Below are 24,416 nucleotides of genomic sequence, written 5' to 3'. Positions count from 1 at the left end.
CCTACACGGACAGCGACGCGCTCAACGGACTACACCCTCGTTCGAGAAGAGCCGGTTCTCAAGCGCTCGCGAACCATCCGGTCCAGAGCGCCGCGGCCGTTCCGAGGCCGCTTGACATCCGCAAGAGTAGCGCGACCCGGCCGCGCGGCGCGCCCCGGAAAACCCTCAACGTCGGGATTCGACGCGGAATCCCTCCCGAAGCGGTGGCGTCCTCATGCCTCGGAGGGATTGCGGACGATGTTCACCAGCCCGTCCTCGACGGTCTCCAGCTCGAACTCCGGCGCGAGGGCCTCGGCGAGCTCCTGCAGCCCGGCCGGCTCGCCTGCTCCCGCGAGCCGGTTCGCGAGCATCCGCACGAGCGCGCCCTTCGACTGCTTGTTGAAGTGGTTCAGCGACTTCAGGCTGCCATCCGGTCCCCGCTCGGCCACGTTCGCCCAGGCCCGCCGCGCCGACCCGTCGAGCGGGCCGAGTTCCACGTAGCCCTTGGAGCGCAGGTCGAGCACCGGTCCCTCGTGATCCCGCAGCGCGGCGGCGACGGCGGTGCGCCAGCGCGCCTTGAGGGATTCGCCGCCGGGTCGCGAGTTGTGCGAGAGGCGATAGGCGGCGATCCCCTCCCCCGCGCCGACGAGCCCGTACAGCGCCGAGTGGATCGCGACGTGCCCGTGGAGCCAGGCCCGCGCAGGCGGGGCGAGGCTCGTCGCGTCGAGCGCGTCGTAGAGCACGCCCGTGTACCGCTCGACCGCGGGCCGATGGCGGGGCGACGCGAGCTCCCGGTTGCGGGCGAGCTCCCGCTCCGCCTGCTTCGCCGAGATCTTGAGCGCGGTCGCGGCGCGCCCGGGGTCGCCCGAGGACAGGGCGATGAGGTCCTCGGCCAGCGACTCGCGGATGGGGTCGAGCTCCGGCCAGCGCCGGTCGGGGGGAAACGGACTGTTGCCGCCATCCGTCTTGGTCTCGGATGGCGGCAACAGAATCAGGAGTTGTTCGCTCACTCGGTGACAGCGGCCTCGCCGGCGATCACGGACACGAGGTCGTTCGACACCGAGAGGAAGCCGCCCTCGGCCTGTGCCGAGACGACCTTCCCCGACGCCGTGGTCACGCGCACCTCGCCCGCTCCGAGCGTCGCGAGGACGGGCGTGTGCCCCGGCCGGATGCCGATCGAACCCTCGGTGGTCGAGGCGACGACCTGCGAGGCCTCGCCCTCCCACACCTGTTCGGTGGCTGAAACAACGTTGACTTTGAGCATCGGGCTTCCTGACTGCTCGGCCATGTACTAGCCCAGTTCCTTCTGCAGCTTCGCGTATGCCTCGAGCACGTCGTCGATCGGGCCGACGTTGAAGAAGCACTGCTCCGGGATGTGGTCGAACTCGCCCTTGGTGATCGCGTCGAACGCCTCGACGGTCTCCTTCACCGGCACGGTCGAGCCCTCGACGCCCGTGAACTGGAGCGCGGTGTACGTGTTCTGCGAGAGGTACTGCTGGATACGGCGGGCGCGCGCCACCGTGATCTTGTCCTCCTCGGAGAGCTCGTCCACGCCGAGGATCGCGATGATCTCCTGAAGCTCCTTGTTCTTCTGCAGGATCTCCTTCACCGTGGTCGCCACGCGGTAGTGGTCCTCGCCGACGTACTGCGGGTCGAGGATGCGGCTCGTCGAGGCGAGCGGGTCCACGGCCGGGTAGAGGCCTCGCGAGGCGATGGCGCGCGAGAGCTCGGTGGTGGCGTCGAGGTGCGCGAAGGTCGTCGCGGGAGCCGGGTCGGTGTAGTCGTCCGCAGGGACGTAGATCGCCTGCATCGACGTGATCGAGTGGCCGCGCGTCGAGGTGATGCGCTCCTGGAGGATGCCCATCTCGTCCGCGAGGTTCGGCTGGTAGCCCACAGCCGAGGGCATGCGGCCGAGCAGCGTCGACACCTCGGAGCCCGCCTGCGTGAAGCGGAAGATGTTGTCGATGAACAGCAGCACGTCCTGGTTCTGCACGTCGCGGAAGTACTCCGCCATCGTGAGACCGGTCAGAGCGATGCGCAGACGCGTCCCCGGGGGCTCGTCCATCTGGCCGAACACGAGGGCCGTCTTGTCGAGGACTCCCGACTCCTCCATCTCGAAGATGAGGTCGTTGCCCTCGCGGGTGCGCTCGCCGACGCCGGCGAACACCGACACGCCGCCGTGGTCCTGCGCGACACGGGTGATCATCTCCTGGATGAGGACGGTCTTGCCGACGCCGGCGCCGCCGAACAGGCCGATCTTGCCGCCCTGCACGTACGGGGTGAGCAGGTCGATGACCTTGATGCCGGTCTCGAACATCTCGGTCTTCGACTCGAGCTGGTCGAACGCCGGGGGCTCGCGGTGGATGGGCCAGCGCTCGGTGACCTCGTACGGCTCGGAGAGCATCGCCTCGTTGAGCACGTCGCCCGAGACGTTGAAGACCTTGCCCTTAGTGACGTCGCCGACGGGCACCGAGATCGGCGCACCGGTGTCGACGACCTCCTGGCCGCGCGTGAGGCCGTCGGTGGGCTTCATCGCGATGGCGCGGACCAGGTCGTCTCCGAGGTGCTGGGCGACCTCGAGGACGAGCTCGAAGGTCTCCTCGCCCATCGACGCCTGCGTCTTGAGTGCGTTGTAGATGCCGGGCATTGCGTCGTGCGGGAACTCGATGTCGACCACCGGTCCCGTGACACGCGCGATGCGACCGACGCCGGCGGACTGGGCCTCAGCCTGCCGGTCGAACGTCGCGTTCGTAGTCATTTGCGTTCCTTTTCTTCGTGTTCAGCGCGGTTAGGAAGCGAGCGCGTCCGCGCCGCTCACGATTTCACTGATCTGCTGCGTAATCTCGGCCTGACGGGCGTTGTTCGCCAGTCGGGTGTAGTCGTTCACCAGTTCCTGGGCGTTGTCCGACGCCGCCTTCATCGCCCGCTGACGGGCCGCCTGCTCCGAGGCGGCCGAGTGCAGCATGGCGTTGAACAGGCGCGACTCGATGTAGACGGGCAGCAGCGCGTTGAGCACCGCCTCCGCGTCCGGCTCGAAGTCGTAGAGCGGGAAGAGCTCGTCGTCCGGCTCCTCGACGCCCTCGACCACCTCGAGCGGCAGCAGGCGCAGCGTGGAGGCCTCCTGCACGACCAGGTTCTTGAACCGGTTGTAGATGACGTGGATCTCCTCCACGCCGCCCTCCTCGAAGGGGGTCGTGAAGCGCTCGACGAGCGCCGCGCCGATCTCCTTCGCCGTGGCGAAGACGGGCTGCTCGGTCGTGCCGGTCCACTCGGCGTCGTACGAACGCTCGCGGAACGTGAAGTATCCGACGGCCTTGCGACCCACGAGGTAGTACACGACCTCCTTGCCCTGGCCGCGCAGCAGCGTCGCGAGCTCCTCCGTCTCCTTCAGCACGTTCTGCGAGAACGCGCCGTTGAGACCGCGGTCGCTCGTGAACACCACGATGGCGGCACGGCGGATCTGCTCGGGCTCGGTGAGCAGCGAGTGGTCGATGTTCGACGAGTGGGTGGCGGCTGCCGAGACGGCCTGGGTCACGGCGCGCGCATAGGGGTTGGACGCCTCCATGCGCGCGCGTGCCTTGGTGATACGCGTGGTGGCGATCAGCTCCATGGCGCTGGTGACCTTCTGCATCGTCTGCGCGGAACGGATCCGGGCGCGATACTCGCGAAGCTGTGCTCCCATGGTTCTCCTGTACCTCTAGTGCTTTCGGGGCCGGCGCCTAGCGGCGCTTCCCGCGAACGATCTGCTCCTGCTCGACGTCCTCTTCCGAGGCGGCGTCGAACTCCTCGCGGCCGACCGAGTAGAGCGGCTTGCCGTTCGAGAGCTGGAAGGTCTTGGAGAACTCGTCGACGGCCGACTCCATCGCGCTGAGCGTCTCGGGCTCGAGCTTGCCGCTGCTGCGGAGCTCGTCGAGCACGGTGCCGTTGCGCTTGAGGTAGTCGATCAGCTCCGACTCGTAGCGGAGCACGTCCTCGACCGGGACATCGTCGATCTTGCCGTTGGTGCCCGCCCAGATCGAGACGACCTGCTCCTCGATGGGGAACGGCGAGTACTGCTGCTGGCGCAGCAGCTCGGTGAGCCGCTCGCCCCGGGCCAGCTGGCGCTTGGTCGCGGCGTCGAGGTCCGACGCCATCATCGAGAACGCGGCCAGATCGCGGTACTGCGCGAGCTCGAGCTTGAGCGTTCCGGACACCTTCTTGATGTGCTTGCGCTGCGCCGAGCCGCCGACTCGCGACACCGAGATACCCACGTCGACGGCGGGACGCTGGTTCGCGAGGAACAGGTCCGACTGCAGGAAGATCTGCCCGTCGGTGATGGAGATCACGTTGGTCGGGATGTAGGCCGAGACGTCGTTCGCCTTGGTCTCGATGATCGGCAGACCGGTCATCGAGCCCGCGCCGAGCCCGTCCGAGAGCTTCGCGCAGCGCTCGAGCAGGCGCGAGTGCAGGTAGAACACGTCGCCGGGGTAGGCCTCGCGGCCCGGCGGGCGGCGGAGCAGCAGCGACACGGAGCGGTACGCCTCGGCCTGCTTCGACAGGTCGTCGAAGATGATGAGGACGTGCTTGCCGCCGTACATCCAGTGCTGGCCGATGGCCGAGCCGGTGTAGGCCGAGAGGTACTTGAAGCCCGCCGGGTCCGAGGCGGGCGAGGCCACGATGGTCGTGTACTCGAGCGCGCCGGCCTCTTCGAGGGCGCCGCGCACCGAGGCGATGGTCGAGCCCTTCTGGCCGATCGCGACGTAGATGCAGCGCACCTGCTTGCTGGGGTCGCCGGACTCCCAGTTCGCCTTCTGGTTGATGATCGTGTCGATCGCGATCGCGGTCTTGCCGGTCTGGCGGTCGCCGATGATCAGCTGACGCTGGCCGCGGCCGACGGGGATCATCGCGTCGATCGCCTTGATGCCGGTCTCCATCGGCTCGTGCACCGACTTGCGGTCCATCACGCCGGGCGCCTGGAGCTCGAGGGCGCGACGGCCCTCGATGCCGGTGATCTCGCCGAGGCCGTCGATCGGCTCGCCGAGCGGGTTCACGACGCGGCCGAGGTAGCCCTCGCCCACGGGCACCGAGAGGACCTCGCCGGTGCGGGTGACCGACATGCCCTCGACGACGCCGCTGAAGGGGCCGAGCACGATCGCGCCGATCTCGTCCTCGTCGAGGTTCTGGGCGAGGCCGAGCGTGCCGTCCTCGAAGCGGATGAGCTCGTTCGCCATGGTCGAGGGCAGTCCCTCGATGCGGGCGATGCCGTCGGCTGCGCTGATGACCGTCCCGACCTCGGTGGCCGACGCACCCTGGGGACGGTACGAGCTCGCGAAGTCGCTCAGCGCATCGCGGATCTCGTCCGGATTGATCGTAAGTTCTGACATGTTCTTCCCTTGTCGTTGGGGCGGTGCCCCGAAGTTCAGGTGCGCTGCTAGGAGAGCTGCAGGCGAAGGTCGTGGAGCCGGGCCGAGGCGGTGTCGTCGATCACGACGTCGCCGAACTCGATGCGCATCCCGCCGATGACCGACGGGTCGATGACCTGGTTCACCGCCACCTCGCGGCCGAAGCGCGAGGCGAGGCCTGCGCGCAGCCGCGAGAGCTGGATGTCGGTCAGCGGACGCGCGGCCGTGACGGTCGCCACCTGGCGGTTGGCCTGATCCGCGATCGCCTCGCGGGCCCAGCCCACGAGCCGGCGCGTGCGGCGCCCGTCCGAGTGGTGGAACAGCGAGTGGAGGATCGTGATCGTGTCCGCCTGCAGACGGCCGCCGAAGAGGCGGTCCACCAGCTGCACCTTCGTCTCCGGCGCGCGCAGACGGGTGCCGAGCGCGAGCTCGAGATCGCCGTTGGCGAGCACGGTGTCGAGGAACGCGTCGAGTTCGTCGCCGATCCGCTCGTGATTGCCGGTTGCCTGCGCGAGCGCGCGGATCGCGGCCTCCTGGGTCACCAGGAGCAGTTCCCGGGGCGAGTCCCACTTCTGCGAGACGATCGCGCCGAGCACCCGGGCGGCGCCGCCGCCGACTCGCGAGCCGAACACGCGCTCCACCAGGCTGCGCTTCGCTTCCGGGGTGGTCCCCCGCTCGATCAGTGCAGAGGCCAGGGGCTTCGATGCGGCGAGGGTGTCGACCACGCCGAACAGGCCGCGCACCGAGGTGACATCGGCTGCCGTCAGGGTGTCGATCTCGCGCTTCACCGCGGCGAGTGCGTGCTTAGTCGCGCTGCGCATTATCGGTTCGTTCCTGCCTTCTGGTCGAGCTCGTTCAGGAAGCGATCGACGTAGCTGCTCGAACGCTGGTCGTCCGAGAGGTTCTCGCCGACGACGCCCGAGGCGAGGTCGAGCGCGAGCGAGCCGACTTCCTGACGCAGCGAGACGATCGCCGACTGGCGCTCCGCCTCGATCTGGTCCTTGGCCGACTTCGTCATGCGGTCGAGCTCGTTCTGGGTCTCCTGCTTCTTCTCAGCCTTGATCGACTCGCCTTCGGCGCGCGCCTTCTCGCGGATCTCGGCTGCCTCAGTGCGGGCCTCGGCCAGCAGCTGCTCGTACTCCTCCTTGCGAGCGTCGGCCTCGGCCTGGACGGCCGCCGCCTGCTCGATGCCGCCCTCGATCTTCGAGGCGCGCTCTTCGAGGGTGCGGTTGAGCTGCGGAAGGACGAACTTCCAGAAGAACAGCAGGAGCACCACGAGAACGACAAGCGACCACACGATGTCGTACACCGGGGGGATCAGCAGGCTGGGGTCCCAGCCGAATGTGTTGCCGTCGGCCGCCCCGGCGAGCGCCGCGGGGCCATTGGTGATGATGCTCATAGAGGAAGCGCCTTACTAGCCGAAGATGAAGGGGGTCGCGATGCCGATGAACGCGAGCACCTCGGTCAGGGCGATGCCGAGGAACATGGTGGTCTGCAGACGACCGGCCATCTCGGGCTGGCGCGCCATGGCCTCGACGGTCTTGCCCGCGACGATACCGATGCCGATACCGGGGCCGATTGCTGCCAGGCCGTAGCCGACGGTTGCGATGTTGCCCGAGATTTCGGCGAGCGTGGTGTTGTCCACTAGGGATTTCCTTCCGTTAGGCGACACTGCCGGTCTGGCAGTGATCGTCGATGTGGTTTGTGGGGGTCTGTTGGACTGGGCGGGAGCCTAGTGCTCTTCGGAGACGGCCATCTGGATGTAGCTGGTCGTCAGCAGCGCGAACACGTAGGCCTGCAGCACGGCGACCAGCAGCTCGATGAGAGTCATGAACATGCCGCCCGCGAAGGTGATGATGCCGATCGCGCTCCACGCGTTCAGCATGCCGACGAAGAACCACGTGGCGGAGAACGCGAGGACGAGGAGCAGGTGGCCGACGAGCAGGTTGAGGAAGAGTCGCAGCGCCAGGGACACCGGGCGCACGATGAACGTGTTCACCAGCTCGAGGGGCGTGATGAGCACGTACATCACGATGGGCACGCCGGGAGGGAACAGCGCCGCCTTGAGGAACTTCAACCCGCCCACCTCGCGGATGCCCGCGTAGATGAACGCGATGTACGTGGCGATCGCGAGGACGAGCGGCATGCCGATGAGCGCGTTGCCCGAGATGTTCAGGAACGGCGTGACGCCCGTCAGGTTCATGAAGAGCACGCCGAAGAACAGCGTCACGATGTACGGGAGGTACTTCTTGCCGATGCGCTCGCCGAGCATGTCGTACACGATGCCGTCGCGGACGAAGGTGACGCCCATCTCGGCCAGCGACTGCAGCTTGCCGGGCACGACCTTGGGCTTGCGCAGCGCGATGTAGAAGACGAGCATCAGCACGACCACCGCGATGAGCCGGACCATGACGACCCGGTTGATCTCGAAGGGCGTCCCGTCGAACAGCAGCGCCGGTGGGAAGAGCTCCTCGTCCACGTTCGGGGCATGGAAGTCGCCACCGGCGCGGACCGCGATTCCCGTCAACAGATTCAAGGCCGTGGGGATCAGAGGAATCTCCTGTCTCGAGGCACAACGAAGGATCGCCGTTGTGCGGCATTCGACGGTACGTGGGAGTGGCGATCACAGATGTGTAACTGCCAACCCTGCAACTCTACCAAGAAATTTTCAGGTTCAAGGCGCGTTCATGGAAAACCTGAGCGGGTTTCTCCATGGGCCTTCCCGCCTATTCCGGGCGCTCGGGTCCGGGCAGCTCGACCTCGCTCGCATAGGGCTGACGCGAGCGGAGCACCACGACGACGTCCACCGCCAGCTGCGCCAGGAGCGCCGCGAGCATGGTGCCCCAGAGCATCCAGTCGTGGGTGAAGTCGAAGGCCCGCACGACCGCGAGCACGCCGATGAACACGATGAGCTTGAGCGTCCACCCCGCGAGGATGACGACGACGAAGTAGATCGGGTCGAATCGGGCCGCGAGGATGATCGACAGCGCGGTGACCCCCGAGAACAGCAGCACGAGGAGCGCGCCGATCAGCCCCGACCACACCCCGGCCCACTCGGCGACGAACCAGCCGATGACGGCGCCGAGCACCGCGACGGCGACGGTGAGGATGACGGACCAGCGCAGGACGCTGCGCATCACGGGCACGCTGGTGGGTTCTTTGTTCTCGATGCTCACTCTTCGTCCTCCGGTCGGGGCTGGGATCTGCTGGGGTCGGGCTTCGTCGAGTCCCGCCGCGCGAGGCGGCGGATGCGCTTCTTGAGCGCGACCGGGGCCGGCGTGTTCGCGCGAACCCGGTCCGATTCCTCGCGGCCGAGACGGTCGAGCGGGTCGAATTCGTCGTCGTCGTCGCCGTAGGGCGATCGCTGCGCCCGGGTCTCGAGCCGCTTGCGCTGCGAGAGGGGCGCCACCGTCAATACCGTACAGAGCACGAGGCCCGATCCCATAACCAGCGGCGCCACCCACACGGGACGCACGAGGAACATGAGCAGCGCTCCCCCGCCGATCACGATCGCCCAGGCGTAGAACAGGAGCACGGCGCGGCGCTGCGTGTGCCCCATGTCGAGCAGCCGGTGGTGCAGGTGCTTGCGGTCGGCCGAGAACGGCGATTTGCCGGCGCCGAGCCGCCGGACCACCGCGAGGGTGAAGTCCATGAGCGGCACGATCAGCACGGCGAACGGCAGGATCAGCGGCAGGAACGCCGGGAACAGCGCGTCCCGGCTGATGAGGCTCGGGTCCACCTCGCCGGTGACCGCGATCGTCGACGCGGCCATGAGCAGCCCGACCTGGAGGGCGCCGCCATCCCCCATGAACATGCGCGAGGGGTTCCAGTTGAGCGGCAGGAAGCCGAGGCAGATCCCGACGACGATGGCCGAGATCAGGGCGGCGAGCGAGAACCGGCTCGTCTCCATGGCATCGCTGAGGAAGAAGCTGTAGACGAGGAACACGCCGTTCGCGATGATCGCCACCCCGGCCACGAGTCCGTCCAGGCCGTCGATGAAGTTGACCGCGTTCATCACGAGCACGACGAGCAGGACGGTGATCGCGATGCTCATCCACTGCGAGGTGACCGTGAGCCCGCCGATCGGGAGCGAGGTGATCGCCACCCCGTTGAAGGCGAGGATGAGCCCGGCCACGATCTGCGCCGCGAGCTTGATCATCCAGTCGAGATCGACGAAGTCGTCGATGACGCCCACGACCACGATGAGCGTGACCGCGCCGATGAGCCCGAAGATCCTCCCCGGGGCGGCGAAGACGATGCCGAACCACCCGATCTGGGAGGCGATCGCGAGGGCCGCGAGGAAGGCGAAGTACATCGCGAGCCCGCCGAGGCGGGGTTTGGGCGTGCGGTGCACGTCCCGTTCACGGACCGCGGGGTACCAGCGGTAGCGCATCGCGAGCTTGTAGATCGCCACGCAGAGGACGAAGGAGACGACCGCGGCGAGGGCGATGATGAGGCCGTAGAAGCGCAACTTACCCGATCGTCTCTTCGGGGGCGAGGAGTTCGCCCAGCACCTCGGCGATCGCGGCCCGCGGCAGCGCGCCCTGGCGCACGATGCGGGCGGGCCTCGGCTCGGCCCCCGTCATGCCCGTGGCGTCGAGGATCGTGGAGGCCTCTCCCCCGACCTCGCCGGCGTCGAGGTAGAGCGCCGGCGAGTCGCCGAGCTGCTCCTGCGCGGCGGCGGCCGTGGCCGGGGCGGGCTCCCCGTGCCGATTCGCGCTCGACACCGCGAGCGGCCCGGTCGTCCGCAGCAGCTCGAGCGTGATCGCGTGGTCCGGGATGCGCAGCGCCACCGTGCCGTGCGTCTCGCCCAGGTCCCAGCTCAGGCTCGGCTGGGCGGGCAGGATCACCGTGAGCGGGCCCGGCGCGAAGCGGTCGAGCAGTTCGCGGACGAGATCGGGCACCTCCGAGGCGAGCGCGTCGATGGTGGCCGTGCTCGCCACGAGCACGGGCGGCGGCGACTGCCTGGTGCGGCCCTTCGCCTCGAGCAGCGCGGCGACGCCTCCGGGGCTGAACGCGTCCGCAGCGATGCCGTAGACCGTGTCGGTCGGGATCACGATGACCTCGGCGCTGCCCAGCGCCCGCTGGGCCTCGCGCATGCCCGCGAGCAGTTCGGTCGGGACCGACGTAGTGAAGACTTGAGCCATAACGCTCACATTGTATGCCGCGCGCGAGGGCATCGGCTCATTCGGGGGCGGTCGCCCTCGTGAACCGATCCCGCCCCGCGAGGTCGCGCTCGGTCGCGGCGCCGACCAGGCCCGCCGCGGCGAGGATCTCGCGGATGGCGCCACCCTGCCGCTCCGTGTGCTCCACCGCCACGAGTCCGCCCGGAGCCAGCAGGCGAGCCGCCGAATCCGCGATGCGGCGGATCTCGCCGAGCCCGTCCGCGCCCGAGTACAGCGCGGTCTCGGGATCGAAGAGCCGCACCTCGGGGTCGGCCGGGACCTCCCGGGTGGGGATGTAGGGCGGGTTCGAGAGGATCGCCGCGTACCGGATCGACTCGTCGGCGTGGATGCGCTCCTGCCAGTCCCCGAACACCGGCCCGACGCCCGGCGCGAGGCGGCGCAGGTTGTCGACGAGCCAGGGCCAGGCGTACGGCGAGGCCTCGAAGGCCCGCACCTCCGCATCCGGGACGTGCACGGCCACGGCCGCCGCGATCGCGCCGGAGCCGGAGCCGAGATCCGCCACGATGCTCCCGTCCGCCGGCGGGTCGAAGCGGCGCAGGAAGCCGATCGCGTGCTCGATGAGCTGCTCGGTCTCGGGCCTGGGGATGAACACGCCGGGACCGACCCGGAAGTCGAGCCCGTAGCAGGGCGCCTCCCCCGCGAGGTACTGCAGCGGCCACCGGCGCGCCCGCCGCCGGGCCGCCCGCAGGATCCGGTTCGCCTCCTCCGCGGCGACCCCCCGCCCCATGAGCAGATCGAGCTCGAGGTCGCCGAGCGAGCGCCCCGAGATCGCGGCCATCAGCAGATCGGCCTCGCGGCGGGGGTGCTCGAGGCCCGAGTCCGCGAGCTCGCGGCGGACCTGCATCCGCAGCTGCGTCATATCCATGACCGAGACGGTACGCGGTCGATCAGGCCGCTCGGCGCATCCCCCGCGCGTCGAGGCGGATTCCGCCCCGCCACGGCCCCGTCCGCGGGGAGCTCGCGCGGAGGACGGGCCTGTGACCGAGTATGACGAGGCTCAGTGGGCGAGGAGACTCGCCCGTCCGCGACCCGGTAATTTAGACGTGTTCGGATGTTCCGCGACGGTGCGATCACCGCCGGCGACCCGGCATTCAGATTCCGACTGGAAAGGCGAACCATGGCCGAGAAGATCTACAACGATATTACCGAGGCGATCGGCGGCACTCCGCTCGTCCGGCTCAACGCCGTCAACGAGACCGAGGCGAACGTCTACGCCAAGCTCGAGTTCAACAACCCCACCGCCAGCGTCAAGGACCGCCTCGCGCTCGGCGTCGTCCGCGCCGCGGAGCGATCGGGTGATCTGGCCGAGGGCGGCACGATCGTGGAGGGCACCTCGGGCAACACCGGCATCGCCCTCGCCGCCATCGGCGCGGCGCGCGGCTACCGCGTGATCATCGCCATGCCCGAGACCATGTCCCTCGAGCGCCGCGCCATCATGCGCGCATTCGGCGCGGAGCTCGTGCTCACGCCCGGACCGGAGGGGATGCGCGGCGCCGTCGCCAAGGCCGAGGAGATCCAGGCCTCGACCCCGGGCGCGATCCTCGCGCGCCAGTTCGCGAACGAGGCCAACGTCGAGATCCACCGCGAGACCACCGCGAAGGAGATCTGGGAGGACACCGACGGCGGCGTCGACATCGTCGTGGCGGGCATCGGCACCGGCGGCACCATCACCGGCGTCGGGCAGGTGCTCAAGGAGCGCAACCCGGAGATCCGCATCGTGGCCGTCGAGCCCGCCGACTCGCCGCTGCTCACCGAGGGGCGCGCGGCGGGCCACAAGATCCAGGGCCTCGGCGCGAACTTCGTGCCCGAGATCCTCGACCGCTCCGTGATCGACGAGGTGCTCGACGCGCCCCTCGACGAGGCGCTGCGCCATTCCCGCGAGCTCACCAGGCGCGAGGGCATCTTCTCGGGCATCTCCTCGGGCGCCAACCTCTGGGGCGCGCTCGAGGTCGCGAAGCGGCCCGAGAACGCGGGCAAGAACATCGTCGTGATCATCGCCGACACCGGCGAGCGGTACCTGTCCAGCATCCTCTTCGACGACATCCGCGAGTAGCCCGCCGTACCGGCAGTCAGGGACATCAGCATCACAGGAAGCAGGCAGAGCACCGGCATGTCGAATCCGCAGGAGTACCGCCCCCGCAGCCGCGTCGACGCGTGCTTTCGCCTCGTGCGCGAGGACATCTACGCGGTGCGGCGGGGCGATCCCGCCGCACGCTCGAAGCTGTCGATCGTGCTGAACTACTCCGGCCTGCACGCCGTGTGGGCGCACCGCCTCTCGCACCGCCTGTGGCTGCACGGCCACCGGCTCTCCGGGCGGATGGTCTCGCAGCTGGCGCGGTGGCTGACCGGCATCGAGATCCACCCCGGTGCGACCATCGGCAGGCGCCTGTTCATCGATCACGGCATGGGGGTGGTCATCGGCGAGACCGCCGAGGTGGGCGACGACGTGGTGATCTACCACGGCGTCACCCTCGGCGGCGTCTCCGTCAAGCGGGTCAAGCGCCATCCGACGGTCGGCGACGGCACGATGATCGGCGCCGGGGCGAAGCTCCTCGGGCCCATCGAGATCGGCGCCGGCTCGAGCGTGGGCGCGAACGCCGTGGTGACGAGATCGGCTCCGGCCAACTCCATCCTCACGGGCATCCCCGCGAAGGCGCGCCCACGCCGGGGCTCGAGCGCGCCGGCCCCCGGCGACTGGATCATCTGAGGCGCCCGCCCGGGTGCGCATGAGGCCGGCCTGCGGAGCTCCGCAGGCCGGCCTCATGCTCTCGTTCCGGGGTTAGTCCGCCTCCCCCAGCTTCGCCAGCCGTGCCTCCTCGTCGGCGAGGATCGCCGACTCGATGACGGGGCCCAGCGCGCCGTCCATCACCTGGTCGAGGTTGTAGGACTTGTACCCGGTGCGGTGGTCCGCGATGCGGTTCTCGGGGAAGTTGTACGTGCGGATGCGCTCCGAGCGGTCCATCGAGCGGATCTGCGAGGCCCGGGCATCCGCCTCGGCCGCCGCGAGCTCCTCCTGCTGCCGCGCGAGCAGGCGGGCCTGCAGCACGCGCATCGCGGCCGCGCGGTTCTGGATCTGCGACTTCTCGTTCTGCATCGACACGACGATGCCGGTGGGGACGTGCGTGATGCGCACGGCCGAGTCGGTGGTGTTCACCGACTGACCCCCGGGACCGGAGGAGCGGTACACGTCGATCTTCAGGTCGTTCTGATCGATCTGCACCTCCTCCGGCTCGTCCACCTCGGGGAACACGAGCACGCCCGTGGTCGAGGTGTGGATGCGGCCCTGGGACTCGGTGGCCGGCACGCGCTGCACGCGGTGCACGCCTCCCTCGTACTTGAGGGCGGCCCAGACGCCGTCCGCGGGCTCGTTCGAGGAGGACTTGACGGCGATCTGGACGTTCTTGTAGCCGCCCAGGTCCGACTCCGTCTTGTCCAGCAGCTCGATCTTCCAGCCGCGCTGCTCCGCGTAGTGCGTGTACATGCGCAGCAGATCGGCGGCGAAGAGCGCGGATTCCTCGCCGCCCTCGCCGCCCTTGATCTCCATGATCACGTCGCGGCCGTCGTCCGGGTCTCGCGGGATGAGCAGACGGCGCAGCCGCTCCGTCTGCTCCTCGAGCTGCTGCTCGAGCGACTCCGCCTCCTCCGCGAACATCTCGTCCTCGCCCGCGAGCTCCCTCGCTGCGGCGAGGTCGTTCTCCAGCGCGGCGACGCGGTCGTCGGCCGCCACGATCTGCGAGAGCTCCGCGTAGCGCCGGTTGACCTTCTTCGCCCGCGCCGGGTTCGAGTGGAGCTCCGGGTCGGCGAGCTGCTCCTGCAGGTCGGCGTGCTCCGCGCGGAGGGCCGAGATCGAGTCCGCGAACTCGGCGCGACTCACTGCGCGTTCCCGGCGTTGATCGGGTTGGCGCGCACCGAGGCGAGGAAGTCCTCGTTCGAGGAGGTCGAGGAGATCCGCTCGAGCACCGACTCCAGCGCCGCCTGCGCGTCGCCGTGCAGGGCGCGGCGGATGGACCAGGTGACCTCGAGCTCGTCGCCGCTCAGCAGCTGGTCCTCGTGCAGGGTCGAGGACTGCTGGATGTCGACCGCCGGGAAGATGCGCTTGTCGGCGATCTCGCGCGACAGCCGCAGCTCCATGTTGCCGGTGCCCTGGAACTCCTCGAGGATGACCTCGTCGGTGCGCGAGCCGGTCTCGACCATCGCGGTGGCCAGGATGGTGAGCGAGCCGCCGTTCTCGACCTTGCGGGCCGCGCCGAAGAAGCGCTTCGGCGGGTACAGGGCCGAGGCGTCCACGCCGCCGGCGATGATGCGGCCGGATGCGGGCGCCGTGAGGTTGTAGGCGCGGCACAGCTGCGTGATGGAGTCGAGCAGCACCACGACGTCGAGGCCGAGCTCAACGAGCCGCTTCGCGCGCTCGATCGCGAGCTCCGCGATCGTCGTGTGGTTCTCCGCGGGCATGTCGAACGTGGAGGCCACGACCTCGCCGTGGATGGTGCGCTCGAGACGGGTGACCTCCTCGGGGCGCTCGTCCACGAGCACGAGCATGAGGTGCGTGTCGGGGTGGTTCTCGGCGATGGCGTTCGCGATGCGCTCGAGCATGATCGACTTGCCCGACTTCGGCGGGGCCACGATGAGCCCACGCGTGCCCCGGCCGATGGGCGCGAAGAGGTCGATCATGCGCTGCGCGGCGTGGCCGTCCCTGGTCTCGAGCACGATGCGCTCGTTCGGGTAGAGCGGGGTGAGCCGGTCGAACTCGGGCCGCTCGCGGCCGGGCTCGGGCGTCTCGCCGTTGATCGTGTCCACGCGCACGAGCGCGTTGTACTTCTGACGGCCGCCCTGGTGCTCGCCCTCGCGGGGCTGGCGGATCGCGCCGACGATCGCGTCGCCCTTGCGCAGGCCGTACTTCTTGACCTGGCCGAGCGAGACGTAGACGTCGTTGACGCCCGCGAGGTAGCCGGAGGTGCGCACGAAGGCGTAGTTGTCGAGCACGTCGAGGATGCCGGCGATCGGCAGCAGCACGTCGTCCGGCGCGATCTCGGGATCGGCGTCGTCGCGCTGGTTGCGCTTGCGGTCGCGGTTGCGGCCGCCCTGCTTCTGCTCCTCCTGCTTGCCCTGCTGCGGGCCGTTCTGCGAGTCCTCGCCCTGCTGGCCCTTGCCGCGGTTGCGATTCCGGTTGCGCTTGCGGCCGGAGCCCTGCTGCTCGGACTTCTGCTCGGAGCGCGCCTCCTCGGCCTCCTCCGGCTCGTCCCGGGCCGGGGGCAGGACGATGTCGTCCAGCGTCAGCGTCTTCTCGTCCTCGGCGGAGGGCTTGCCATCGCCGCCCTTGCGCGGCTTCGACTCGGAGGGCTGCTTCGACTCGGGCGCGCCGGCATCCTGCTTGGCGTGGTCGCGCTGCTTGCCGCGGTTGCGGCCGCGCGAGCGGCCCGAGGGCTGCTGCTCGTCCTCCTGCGGCTTCGAGGCGGCCTGTCGCTCGGAGGCCTCGCCCTTGGCGGCCGCCTCCTCCTGCTCGGCCGGCTCCGCCTTCCTGCTCTTGGCCCCGCCCCGGCCGCGGGGCTGCTCGCCCTGCTCGGGAGCGCTCTCGGCCTTAGCGGCCTCCCGCTCGGGGGCCGCGGCCTCCGGCTCGGCCTTCGCGGCCGGCTGCTCGGCGCTCTTCGCGGCGGGCTTGGCGCCCTGTCCGGCGCGGGCGGCCTCGATGGCCTCGATCAGCACCGTCTTGCGCATGCGCGCGGCGCCCTTGATTCCGAGGCCCTGGGCGATGGTCTGGAGGTCGGCGACACGCATGGAGCTGAGCGGACGGCTCTGCTCTTCGTGCTGCGTGGACGCCGCTTCGGCACCGTGTGAAGTGTCGGTCATAGTTGCAATTCCTTGGGTGATGGCGCGCAGGCGATAGCGCGCAGGTGTGGAATGAGGCAGCGGCAACCGCGATCGCGTCTGCGCGAAACCGGGCAGGAGTTGAACCGCGTCTGGTTGCGGCGTCGCCTCACATCAATGCGTTCCGAGGCCCCGCGTATCGACGCTAGGCCGACGGTGACACCGTCTGTTTCGAAACCTCTTCAACTGTAGCACCCTGGATATCCACGGCCGTGGGATACGCGGTCCAGGTCGTATCGGTGTGGGCGGCCGCGATCTCGGCGGCCCGGAGTCGCGCCGCCGGGTCGTCGGCCAGCACGAGCACGCTCGGCCCCGCCCCCGAGACGACCGCGGCGAGGCCCTCGGCCCGCAGCTCGTCGATCAGCGCCTTCGTCTTCGGCATCGCGGAGGCCCGGTAGCTCTGGTGCAGCCGGTCCTCTGTGGATTCGAACAGCAGCTCCGGGCTCTGCGCGAGCGCCGCGACGAGCAGCGCCGCGCGGGACAGGTTGAAGATCGCGTCCGCATGGGGCACCTGCGAGGGCTGCAGGGAGCGCGCCACCGAGGTCGACATGGTCTCCTCCGGCACGAGCACGAGCAGCGAGACGCCGCGGTCGACCATCAGCCGCTTGGAGCGGGGCTCGCCGTCGGCGGCCATCCAGGCGATCGTGAGTCCGCCGAACAGGCAGGGCGCCACGTTGTCGGGGTGGCCCTCGAGATCGGTGGCGAAGCGGAGCAGCCGCTCGCTCGAGACCGACTCCCGGTCGCCGATGAGGCCGGCCGCGCCGACGACGCCGGCGACGATGGCCGCGCCGGATGACCCGAGGCCGCGGCCGTGGGGAATGGTGTTCCTGGCCCGGAGCCGCAGCCCCGGCCGCTCGTATCCGAGCTGGTCGAGCGCGTAGTGGAGCGCCTGCACGACGAGGTGGGACTCGTCGGTGGGCACCTCGCCCGCGCCGACCCCCTCGACCTCGATCTCGTAGCGGCCCGGCTCGATCGTCTCGATCTCGACCTCGTCGTACTCGGCGAGCGCGAGGCCGAGCGTGTCGAACCCGGGCCCCAGGTTGGCGCTGGTCGCGGGGACCCGCACGAGGACGCGGCGGCCCTCCGTCACACGGCTCATGCGTTCGCGCCTTCGACTCGGAGCACGCCGTTCACGCGGTGCACGGCCGGGCTCTGGGCGAGCGCGTCGACGAGCTTCGAGAGCGAGCCCTCCTTGGCCCGGTGGGTGCCGATCACGAGCGTCGCGCGGGCGTCCTCCGCGACCTCGCCGTCCTCGTCCGTCGCGGGCGCCGCCTGCTCGAGGGTCGCCACCGAGACGCCGTGCTCCGCGAAGGTCTGCGCGATGCCCGCGAGGATGCCCGCCTCGTCCTCGGCCTCGAGCGAGATCTGGTAGCTCGTGTCGATCTCCGCCACCCCGAGCACGGGGAGGTCCGCATCCATCGACTCGCCGAGGCCCGGGCCTCCCAGGAGGTGCCGGCGGGCGGCGGCGACGAGATCGCCCAGCACCGCCGAAGCGGTCTCCACGCCGCCGGCTCCGGCGCCGTAGAACATGAGGGAGCCGGCCGCCTCGGCCTCGACGAAGATGGCGTTGTTCCCGCCGTGCACGCTGGCGAGGGGATGCGCCTCCGGCACGAGGGCCGGGTAGACGCGGGCCGAGACCCGGTCGGGGCCGTCCCCGGGCGCCGCCACGCGCTCGCAGATGGCCAGGAGCTTGACCACGAAGCCCGCCCGCTTGGCGTCCTCGATCTGCTCGATCGAGACCGAGGTGATGCCCTCGCGGTGCACCTCGTCGACGGGGACGCTGGTGTGGAAGGCGATGGAGGCGAGGATCGCGGCCTTCTGCTGGGCGTCGTAGCCCTCGATGTCGGCGGTCGGGTCGGCCTCCGCGTAGCCGAGGTCCGTCGCGATGCGCAGCGACTCCTCGAAGGAGTCCCCGCGGGTGTGCATGCGGTCGAGGATGTAGTTGGTCGTGCCGTTGACGATGCCGAGGATCCGCTCGACCCGGTCCCCGCCGAGGTTCTCGCGCAGGGGCCGGATGATCGGGATCGCGCCGCCCACGGCCGCCTCGTAGTAGAGCTGCGCGCCGACGCGCTCGGCCAGCTCGAACAGCTCCGCGCCGTGATGCGCGAGCAGCGCCTTGTTCGCGGTGACCACGTCGGCGCCCGACTCCAGTGCGAGCGTGATGAGCTCGAGCGCCGGGTGCAGGCCGCCCATGAGCTCGATCACGACATCGGCGGAGAGGATCAGCCGCTCCGCGTCGGTGGTGTAGAGCTCCCGGGGCAGCTCGACATCGCGCCTGCCGTCCACGTTCCGAACGGAGATCCCGATGAGCTCGAGGCGCGTGCCCACGCGGCGCTCGTACTCGTCGGCCTGCTCGAGCAGGAGCCGGGCGACCTGGCTGCCGACCGAACCGGCCCCGAGCAGGGCCACCTTGATGGTGCGTTTCTCGTTCATCTAGCTGTTCTCCTCCGGGGTCCACGCGGTGTCGGCCGCGAGCAGATCGTCAATGGTGATCCGGCGCACGAGGGTGCGCGCCGAACCGTCTCGGACCGCGACGACGGCGGGGCGGTCGAGATAGTTGTAGTGGCTCGCCATCGACCAGCAGTAGGCGCCCGTGGCGGGCACCGCGAGCAGGTCGTCCGGGGCGACGTCCTCGGGCAGGTAGTCGTCGTGGACCACGATGTCGCCCGACTCGCAGTGCTTGCCCACCACGCGCACGAGCTGCGGGGCAGCCTCGGAGACGCGGTTCGCGAGGCGCGCGCAGTAGTTCGACCCGTAGAGGGCCGGGCGGATGTTGTCGCTCATCCCGCCGTCCACCGCCACGTACCGCCGCCGGGCCGCTCCCCCGCCCTCGAGCGGCACAGAGACGTCCTTCGTGGTGCCGACCGTGTACAGGGTCGTCCCGGCGGGGCCCGCGATCGCGCGGCCAGGTTCGAAGGTGATCCGCGGCATGTCGCTGCCGGTCTCCTCGCACACCCGCGCGACCTCGCCGGCGATGCCCCGCGCGAGCGCGTCGAGGGTCGGCGCGTCGTCGCTCGGGAGATACGCGATGCCGAAGCCGCCGCCGAGGTTCACCTCGGGCACGGGGCCGCCCTCGAGCAGCTCGGCTCGGAAGCGCATGAGTTTCTCGGCCGCGGCGCCGAAGCCGGCCGCCTCGTAGATCGAGGAGCCGATGTGCGAGTGGAGGCCGAGCAGCTCGAGCGAGTCGAGTTCGCGGATGCGCGCCGCGGCGGTGCGGGCCACGTCGAACGTGAGACCGAACTTCTGGTCCTCGTGGCTGGTCGCGAGATACGAGTGCGTGGAGGCGTGGATCCCCGCGTTCAGGCGGATCATCACCGGCTGCACGCGGCCGAGCTCCGCCGCGACCTCGCCGATGCGCTCGATCTCCTGCAGCGAGTCGACGATGATGGAGCCGAGGCCGGCCTCGACGGCGCGCCGGATCTCGGCGCGGGACTTGTTGTTGCCGTGCAGGCCGATCCGGGCCGGCTCGATGCCGGCGGCCAGCGCGACCTCGAGCTCCCCGCCCGAGGCCACGTCGAGTCCGAGACCGGCCTCCGCCATCCAGCGGGCGATGTCGATCGAGAGGAACGCCTTCGACGCGTAGTGCAGCTCGACCTCCGCGCCGATGGCGCGGAACGCCTCGGCGAACGCCGCCGCGGCGCCCTCGGCCCGGGTACGCATATCCGCCTCGTCGACGACGTAGAGCGGCGAGCCGAAGCGCTCCAGCAGCTCGGAGGCCCGCACGCCGCCGAGGAGCAGCTCGCCGTCCGGGGTGCGCGAGGCGGTGCTCGACCACACATTTCCGTCGAGTCGGTTGAGATCGCCTTCCGGGGGGCGGAGCCATGTCGGGGCGAGCGGACTGGAAAACGGAGAAGCGGTGGGATTCTGCATCCCGGTCATCCTACCGGGTCGGAGAGTCCCACCGCTTCCTCGATCGGGGCGCGGGCCGCGCCCCGATCAGGGCCTCAGCCGCCCAGGCAGAACGCCCCCGCGAGGTCGTTCGTGTCCACGTCGTAAAGGGTCCACTGCAGGTGGATGCCCTCGGCGGTGATCTCGGCCTCGCTCACGTAGGGCTCGAGGCCGCTGCCCTCGCAGATGTCCTGCTGCATCGACCGCTGGTCCTCGGGGATGGAGCTGAGCATGTCGCTGCCGTCCTGCGTGGCGCTCACGATCTCGAAGACCATCCACCCGTCGACGGGCTTCACCTGCATGACCATCTCCATGGTCATGCCGTACTGCGACATCGAGACCACGATGCCGTCGTCGGTGAGCTCGACGTTGCCGCCCTCGAACTCGGCTTCGCCCGTGAGCAGGCTCTCCGCGGGCACGTTCACGTCCACGGTGACCGTGTCGATGACGCCGTCGGCGTCCGAGGGAGCCTGCTTGAGCGTGTAGGTGACGTCGACCGGGCCGTCGGCCGTCTGCAGGTCGCTGCCCGTGAGCGTGACCTCGGAGTACTTGCCCTGCAGGCTCTCGAGCACGTAGAGGCCGCCGCCGAAGGAGCCGTCGAAGTCGCCCTCGATGGGGTCCTCGCCGATGCTCAGCCCCTGGTCGGCGATCAGCGCCTCGTAGCCGTTCGCGGCGGATCCGCGCCCGATGAACTCCCAGGCCGCCAGGCCGATGACGAGCAGCAGCACGACGCCTCCCGAGATGAGGCCGATGAGCATGCCCTTGCCCTTCTTCTTGGGCGCGCCGGACGTGCCCGAGGAGGGCGCGGGGGCCTCGCCGTAGGCGCCCGCGTAGGGATTATTGGCGTCCTGGCCGTACCCGCCGTAGGACTGGGTCTCGGGCTGACCGTAGCCCTGGCCGTAGGAGTGCTGCGAGGCGGAGTCGCCCTGCTGCCCGAACGACTGCTGGCCGTACCCGCCCTGGCCGTACGAATCCTGCTGGCCGTACGAGTCCTGCTGGCCGAACACCGAGGGCTCGGTCTGCTGGAAGCCGTCCCCGGAGCCGTACTGCTGCGTGGGCTGGTCCTGCTGGCCGTACTGCCCGTAGGAGTTCGAATCCGATTGCCCGTAGGAGGACTGCCCGTACTCGCCGGCGCCGTAGCCGCCCTGGCCGAAATCGCTCGAGCCGTAGCCGCCCTGCTCCGATCCGGGCTGCCCCGCGCCCTGCTGGCCGTTCGCGCCCTGGCCGTAGGAGTCCTGACCGTAGGAGTCCTGACCGGAGGCCTGCTGGCCGTACTGCGAATAGGGGGCGTCACCGCCGAACTGCGGCGACTGCCCGTACTGGCCCTGTCCGTATTGACCCTGGCCGTACTGCCCCTGCCCGAAGTCGTCGCCCTGCCCGGGCTGCGGCCGGCCGTTCTCGGGCTGCTGGCCCTGCCCCGGCTGCTGACCCCACGGATTCTGGTTTCCGGCGTTCGGGTCGTACGTCATGGTGGAACTCCTTGTTCGGGAATCTGGCGGCCGGGTGCTGCCGAGGTCGTGCGAGCCGCACCGCCTATTGAAACACTTCGTCCGCGCCGCCCCAATGCGCGCGGCGCGAATTCCCTCCAGCGGATGACTCGCCGGATGCTGGTGATCAGTCTAGAGGACCGGGTGCGGCAATCAGCAGGCCCCGAGGGTCTGGAAGGACTCCGCGGCGAGCGTGAACGCCCGGTCGGCGCGATAGCCGATCTCGAGCCGGTCCTCGACGACGGAGACCGACGTGATCTGGAGCATCTCCGGCAGGTACTGCGCGGCGCAGATCTGCAGCGAGAAGCGCTCGGGGTCCACCGGGATGTCGGTGCCCACCGAGCCGGCGCTGAGCGACAGATCCTCCGCGAGGATCTGCAGCCGGCCGCCGCTCTGCACCCGGACCGAGGCGCTCACATCCACCCGCACCTCGGCGCCGAAGGCCGAGAAGGAGGTCGCGTACCCCAGTCGGCCGTCCTGCAGCCGCACATCGTCGATCGACAGCCCCGACTCGGCCGCGACCTCCTGCAGCAGGGTGTTCAGCTGCGCCTCGTCGATCGTGAGGGTGCCGTCGAGCGCGCCGACCGCGATGGGCTGCTCGAGGTCCACCTGCCGGGCCTCGAGCGCGACCGCGCCCGTCGCGCCGCCGAAGGTGAGCGAATCGCTCTCCAGGCGGAGGCCCGAGAGCTCGCCCCCGATGAGCTCGCACAGCACGCACCAGCCCGTCGTCGAGGCGCTCACCTCCGCGGCCACGCCCTCCGGGAGCGCCTTCTCCGTCTCGCTCGCGGCCACGTGGCCGACGACGCCCCGCGCCGCGAACTCGGCCGAGAGCGGCACGACGATGATCGCGACCAGCGCGATCCACCAGCCGAGTCCGCGGATGCGTCGACGTCGCGCCATGCGCTACATCCGCTCCGGCGCGTCGACCCCGAGCAGCCCGAGCCCGTTCCGGAGCACCTGCGACGCGGCCTCGTTGAGCACGAACCGGCTCGAGTGCACCGCCTCGACGGGCGCATCGCCCTGCGGGATGACGCGGCAGTTGTCGTACCAGCGGTTGTACGCGGCGGCGAGGTCCTCGAGGTACCGCGCGACGCGGTGCGGCTCCCGCTCGGTCGCCGCGACCTCGAGGATGCGCGGGAATTCGCGGAGCTGGCCCAGCAGCTCGTTTTCCGCCGCGTGCGCGAGCGTCGCGGGGTCGAACGCCCCGCCGTCGATCCCCGCCTGGGCCGCGTTGCGGGCCACGGCGCGGGTGCGCGCGTGCGCGTACTGCACGTAGTAGACGGGGTTGTCGTTGGAGCGGCTCACGAGCAGGTCGAGGTCGATGTCGATCGACGTGTTGGTCGAGGAGCGCACGAGCGAGTAGCGCGCCGCGTCAACCCCGACGGCGTCCACGAGGTCGTCGAGCGTGACGATCGTGCCGGCGCGCTTGGACATCCGCACGGGCTGGCCGTCCTTGACGAGGTTCACCATCTGGCCGATGAGGATCTGCATGTTCACGTTCGGCACGTCGCCGAAGCTCTCCGCCATCGCCATCATGCGGCCGATGTAGCCGTGGTGGTCCGCGCCGAGCATGTAGAGGCACTCGTCGAAGCCGCGCTCGCGCTTGTTGAGGTAGTAGCCGATGTCCCCGGCGAAATAGGTGGGCTCGCCGTTCGAGCGGATGATGACCCGGTCCTTGTCGTCGCCGAAATCGGTCGTGCGCAGCCACACCGCGCCCTCCGCCTCGTAGATGCGGCCGAGGTCGCGCAGGCGCTGGATCGCGAGGTCCACGGACCCGTCGGTGTGCACGGAGTCCTCGTGGAAGAACACGTCGAAGTGCACGCGGAACTCCTCGAGCTTCTCGCGGATCGCGCCGAACATGAGCTCCACGCCGTGCGTGCGGAACACCTCTTGCCGGGCCGCGCGGTCGGGCGCGACGGCGAGCTCCTCGGCGTGCGCCGCGGCGACCTCGTTCGCGATGTCGACGATGTACTGGCCCGCGTAGCCGTCCTCGGGCGCGGGCTCGCCGAGGTGCGCGGCCACGAGGGAGCCGGCGAAGCGGTCGATCTGCGCGCCGTGGTCGTTGAAGTAGTACTCGCGGGTCACGTCGGCGCCGGCCGCTGAGAGCACGCGCGCGAGGGAGTCCCCCACGGCCGCCCAGCGCGCCCCGCCGAGGTGGATGGGGCCGGTCGGGTTGGCCGAGACGAACTCGAGGTTGATGCTGCGCCCCTCGAGCGAGCCGCCGGACCCGTAGTGCTCCCCCGCCGCGACGATCTCGCGCGCGAGCTCGCCCGCGGCGGCCTCGTCGAGCGTGATGTTGATGAAGCCCGGGCCCGCCACCTCGACGCGCTTCACCGAGGGATGCTCCTCGAGCCCCTCGGCGATCTCCTGCGCGAGCTCGCGCGGGTTCGTGCCGACCCGCTTCGCGAAGCGCATCGCGACGTTCGAGGCCCAGTCGCCGTGCTCGCGGTTGCGAGGACGCTCGAGCTTGAGATCCTCCGCGGTCGGTTCGAGGGCTTCGCCGCCTTCGCGTCGGTCGAGCGCGGCGCGTACCGCGGCGGCGAGTACTGGGGTCAGAGTCGAGTCGTTCATCAGGGTCAATCGTAGGCGGTGCCGGGGGCGGTCGTGAATCGGATGTGAACCCCGCCCCG

Annotated in this window: 23 protein-coding genes; 2 read left to right on the top strand and 21 right to left on the bottom strand. The window is 69.9% G+C overall.

The features are described 5' to 3' along the window. Nucleotides 1-212: 212 nt before the first annotated feature. The 13 genes from FM112_RS05480 to prmC all read right to left on the bottom strand — a co-directional run bounded on the left by FM112_RS05480 (nt 213) and on the right by prmC (nt 11,411). Entirely contained in the window at nt 213-989 is a 777-nt protein-coding gene (locus tag FM112_RS05480) for a YaaA family protein (RefSeq protein WP_087004656.1), read from the bottom strand. After that, nucleotides 986-1,243, bottom strand: a complete 258-nt coding sequence (locus tag FM112_RS05475; protein WP_087004653.1) for a F0F1 ATP synthase subunit epsilon — start codon at nt 1,241-1,243, stop codon at nt 986-988. Before FM112_RS05475 ends, FM112_RS05480 begins: the two co-directional genes overlap by 4 nt. A 27-nt stretch (nt 1,244-1,270) precedes the next feature. After that, the gene (atpD, locus tag FM112_RS05470) at nt 1,271-2,737 is read right to left on the bottom strand and encodes a F0F1 ATP synthase subunit beta (protein WP_087004650.1); all 1,467 of its coding nucleotides are present in this window, start codon (nt 2,735-2,737) and stop codon (nt 1,271-1,273) included. Nucleotides 2,738-2,767: 30 nt separating this feature from the next. Next, a complete protein-coding gene (locus FM112_RS05465; RefSeq protein ID WP_087004647.1) occupies nt 2,768-3,661 on the bottom strand; it encodes a F0F1 ATP synthase subunit gamma in 894 nt (297 codons plus the stop codon). A 37-nt stretch (nt 3,662-3,698) separates the two neighbouring features. Continuing rightward, entirely contained in the window at nt 3,699-5,342 is a 1,644-nt protein-coding gene (gene atpA, locus FM112_RS05460; RefSeq protein ID WP_087004644.1) for a F0F1 ATP synthase subunit alpha, read from the bottom strand. Between the two features lie 47 nt (nt 5,343-5,389). Beyond that, the gene (locus FM112_RS05455; RefSeq protein ID WP_087004640.1) at nt 5,390-6,181 is read right to left on the bottom strand and encodes a F0F1 ATP synthase subunit delta; all 792 of its coding nucleotides are present in this window, start codon (nt 6,179-6,181) and stop codon (nt 5,390-5,392) included. After that, on the bottom strand, nt 6,181-6,759 hold the full coding sequence (locus FM112_RS05450; RefSeq protein ID WP_087004637.1) for a F0F1 ATP synthase subunit B: 579 nt from the start codon (nt 6,757-6,759) through the stop codon (nt 6,181-6,183). The genes FM112_RS05455 and FM112_RS05450 overlap by 1 nt, the downstream gene beginning before the upstream one ends. Nucleotides 6,760-6,774: 15 nt before the next feature. After that, the gene (atpE, locus tag FM112_RS05445) at nt 6,775-7,005 is read right to left on the bottom strand and encodes an ATP synthase F0 subunit C (protein WP_087004634.1); all 231 of its coding nucleotides are present in this window, start codon (nt 7,003-7,005) and stop codon (nt 6,775-6,777) included. Nucleotides 7,006-7,092: 87 nt separating this feature from the next. Continuing rightward, entirely contained in the window at nt 7,093-7,887 is a 795-nt protein-coding gene (atpB, locus tag FM112_RS05440; RefSeq protein ID WP_087004631.1) for a F0F1 ATP synthase subunit A, read from the bottom strand. Nucleotides 7,888-8,086: 199 nt separating this feature from the next. After that, entirely contained in the window at nt 8,087-8,536 is a 450-nt protein-coding gene (locus tag FM112_RS05435) for a hypothetical protein (RefSeq protein WP_087004628.1), read from the bottom strand. Further along, nucleotides 8,533-9,831 (bottom strand): MraY family glycosyltransferase, encoded by a 1,299-nt coding sequence (locus FM112_RS05430; RefSeq protein WP_254910387.1) that lies wholly within the window; start codon nt 9,829-9,831, stop codon nt 8,533-8,535. Before FM112_RS05430 ends, FM112_RS05435 begins: the two co-directional genes overlap by 4 nt. Before the next feature lies 1 nt (nt 9,832). Continuing rightward, the gene (locus FM112_RS05425; protein WP_087004624.1) at nt 9,833-10,507 is read right to left on the bottom strand and encodes an L-threonylcarbamoyladenylate synthase; all 675 of its coding nucleotides are present in this window, start codon (nt 10,505-10,507) and stop codon (nt 9,833-9,835) included. Between the two features lie 37 nt (nt 10,508-10,544). Then, nucleotides 10,545-11,411 (bottom strand): peptide chain release factor N(5)-glutamine methyltransferase, encoded by an 867-nt coding sequence (gene prmC, locus FM112_RS05420; protein WP_087004621.1) that lies wholly within the window; start codon nt 11,409-11,411, stop codon nt 10,545-10,547. Between the two features lie 252 nt (nt 11,412-11,663). Here prmC and cysK point away from each other — a divergent pair, with 252 nt between their 5' ends. Both cysK and epsC read left to right on the top strand, forming a co-directional pair. Next, nucleotides 11,664-12,599 carry a cysteine synthase A gene (gene cysK, locus FM112_RS05415; RefSeq protein WP_087004619.1) on the top strand — a complete coding sequence of 312 codons (936 nt, stop codon included), beginning with the start codon at nt 11,664-11,666 and terminating at the stop codon, nt 12,597-12,599. Nucleotides 12,600-12,656: 57 nt separating this feature from the next. After that, nucleotides 12,657-13,253, top strand: a complete 597-nt coding sequence (gene epsC / locus FM112_RS05410) for a serine O-acetyltransferase EpsC (protein ID WP_087004616.1) — start codon at nt 12,657-12,659, stop codon at nt 13,251-13,253. 72 nt (nt 13,254-13,325) lie between these two features. Here epsC and prfA read toward each other — a convergent pair whose 3' ends face one another. The 8 genes from prfA to argS form a co-directional block, all read right to left on the bottom strand. Continuing rightward, complete coding sequence (gene prfA / locus FM112_RS05405) at nt 13,326-14,420, bottom strand: peptide chain release factor 1 (RefSeq protein WP_087004612.1); 1,095 nt, start codon at nt 14,418-14,420, stop codon at nt 13,326-13,328. Continuing rightward, nucleotides 14,417-16,393, bottom strand: a complete 1,977-nt coding sequence (gene rho / locus FM112_RS05400; protein ID WP_087004608.1) for a transcription termination factor Rho — start codon at nt 16,391-16,393, stop codon at nt 14,417-14,419. The genes prfA and rho overlap by 4 nt, the downstream gene beginning before the upstream one ends. Nucleotides 16,394-16,556: 163 nt before the next feature. Continuing rightward, nucleotides 16,557-17,510, bottom strand: a complete 954-nt coding sequence (thrB, locus tag FM112_RS05395) for a homoserine kinase (protein ID WP_087004605.1) — start codon at nt 17,508-17,510, stop codon at nt 16,557-16,559. Beyond that, nucleotides 17,507-18,844, bottom strand: a complete 1,338-nt coding sequence (locus tag FM112_RS05390; protein WP_087004602.1) for a homoserine dehydrogenase — start codon at nt 18,842-18,844, stop codon at nt 17,507-17,509. Before FM112_RS05390 ends, thrB begins: the two co-directional genes overlap by 4 nt. Then, nucleotides 18,845-20,281: a diaminopimelate decarboxylase gene (gene lysA / locus FM112_RS05385; RefSeq protein ID WP_087004599.1), complete on the bottom strand. Its 1,437-nt coding sequence runs from the start codon at nt 20,279-20,281 to the stop codon at nt 18,845-18,847. It abuts the gene before it with no gap. 74 nt (nt 20,282-20,355) lie between these two features. Further along, nucleotides 20,356-21,768: a hypothetical protein gene (locus tag FM112_RS05380; protein ID WP_087004596.1), complete on the bottom strand. Its 1,413-nt coding sequence runs from the start codon at nt 21,766-21,768 to the stop codon at nt 20,356-20,358. A gap of 171 nt (nt 21,769-21,939) precedes the next feature. Next, nucleotides 21,940-22,686, bottom strand: a complete 747-nt coding sequence (locus tag FM112_RS05375) for a DUF2993 domain-containing protein (RefSeq protein ID WP_087004593.1) — start codon at nt 22,684-22,686, stop codon at nt 21,940-21,942. Nucleotides 22,687-22,689: 3 nt separating this feature from the next. Then, on the bottom strand, nt 22,690-24,357 hold the full coding sequence (gene argS / locus FM112_RS05370) for an arginine--tRNA ligase (RefSeq protein WP_087004590.1): 1,668 nt from the start codon (nt 24,355-24,357) through the stop codon (nt 22,690-22,692). Nucleotides 24,358-24,416 lie beyond the last annotated feature (59 nt).

The organism is Gulosibacter sp. 10 (assembly GCF_900163695.1).
Taxonomy (GTDB): Bacteria; Actinomycetota; Actinomycetes; order Actinomycetales; family Microbacteriaceae; genus Gulosibacter.
This window is presented reverse-complemented; position numbering and strand designations above follow the sequence as displayed.

Bases quoted from the DNA above. Each gene is read 5' to 3' on its own strand.
- FM112_RS05475 (WP_087004653.1), bottom strand. From the start codon at position 1,243: ATGCTCAAAGTCAACGTTGTTTCAGCCACCGAACAGGTGTGGGAGGGC.
- atpD (WP_087004650.1), bottom strand. From the start codon at position 2,737: ATGACTACGAACGCGACGTTCGACCGGCAGGCTGAGGCCCAGTCCGCC.
- FM112_RS05465 (WP_087004647.1), bottom strand. From the start codon at position 3,661: ATGGGAGCACAGCTTCGCGAGTATCGCGCCCGGATCCGTTCCGCGCAG.
- atpA (WP_087004644.1), bottom strand. From the start codon at position 5,342: ATGTCAGAACTTACGATCAATCCGGACGAGATCCGCGATGCGCTGAGC.
- FM112_RS05455 (WP_087004640.1), bottom strand. From the start codon at position 6,181: ATGCGCAGCGCGACTAAGCACGCACTCGCCGCGGTGAAGCGCGAGATC.
- FM112_RS05450 (WP_087004637.1), bottom strand. From the start codon at position 6,759: ATGAGCATCATCACCAATGGCCCCGCGGCGCTCGCCGGGGCGGCCGAC.
- FM112_RS05425 (WP_087004624.1), bottom strand. From the start codon at position 10,507: ATGGCTCAAGTCTTCACTACGTCGGTCCCGACCGAACTGCTCGCGGGC.
- prmC (WP_087004621.1), bottom strand. From the start codon at position 11,411: ATGGATATGACGCAGCTGCGGATGCAGGTCCGCCGCGAGCTCGCGGAC.
- cysK (WP_087004619.1), top strand. From the start codon at position 11,664: ATGGCCGAGAAGATCTACAACGATATTACCGAGGCGATCGGCGGCACT.
- epsC (WP_087004616.1), top strand. From the start codon at position 12,657: ATGTCGAATCCGCAGGAGTACCGCCCCCGCAGCCGCGTCGACGCGTGC.
- rho (WP_087004608.1), bottom strand. From the start codon at position 16,393: ATGACCGACACTTCACACGGTGCCGAAGCGGCGTCCACGCAGCACGAA.
- thrB (WP_087004605.1), bottom strand. From the start codon at position 17,510: ATGAGCCGTGTGACGGAGGGCCGCCGCGTCCTCGTGCGGGTCCCCGCG.
- FM112_RS05390 (WP_087004602.1), bottom strand. From the start codon at position 18,844: ATGAACGAGAAACGCACCATCAAGGTGGCCCTGCTCGGGGCCGGTTCG.
- lysA (WP_087004599.1), bottom strand. From the start codon at position 20,281: ATGCAGAATCCCACCGCTTCTCCGTTTTCCAGTCCGCTCGCCCCGACA.
- FM112_RS05380 (WP_087004596.1), bottom strand. From the start codon at position 21,768: ATGACGTACGACCCGAACGCCGGAAACCAGAATCCGTGGGGTCAGCAG.
- FM112_RS05375 (WP_087004593.1), bottom strand. From the start codon at position 22,686: ATGGCGCGACGTCGACGCATCCGCGGACTCGGCTGGTGGATCGCGCTG.
- argS (WP_087004590.1), bottom strand. From the start codon at position 24,357: ATGAACGACTCGACTCTGACCCCAGTACTCGCCGCCGCGGTACGCGCC.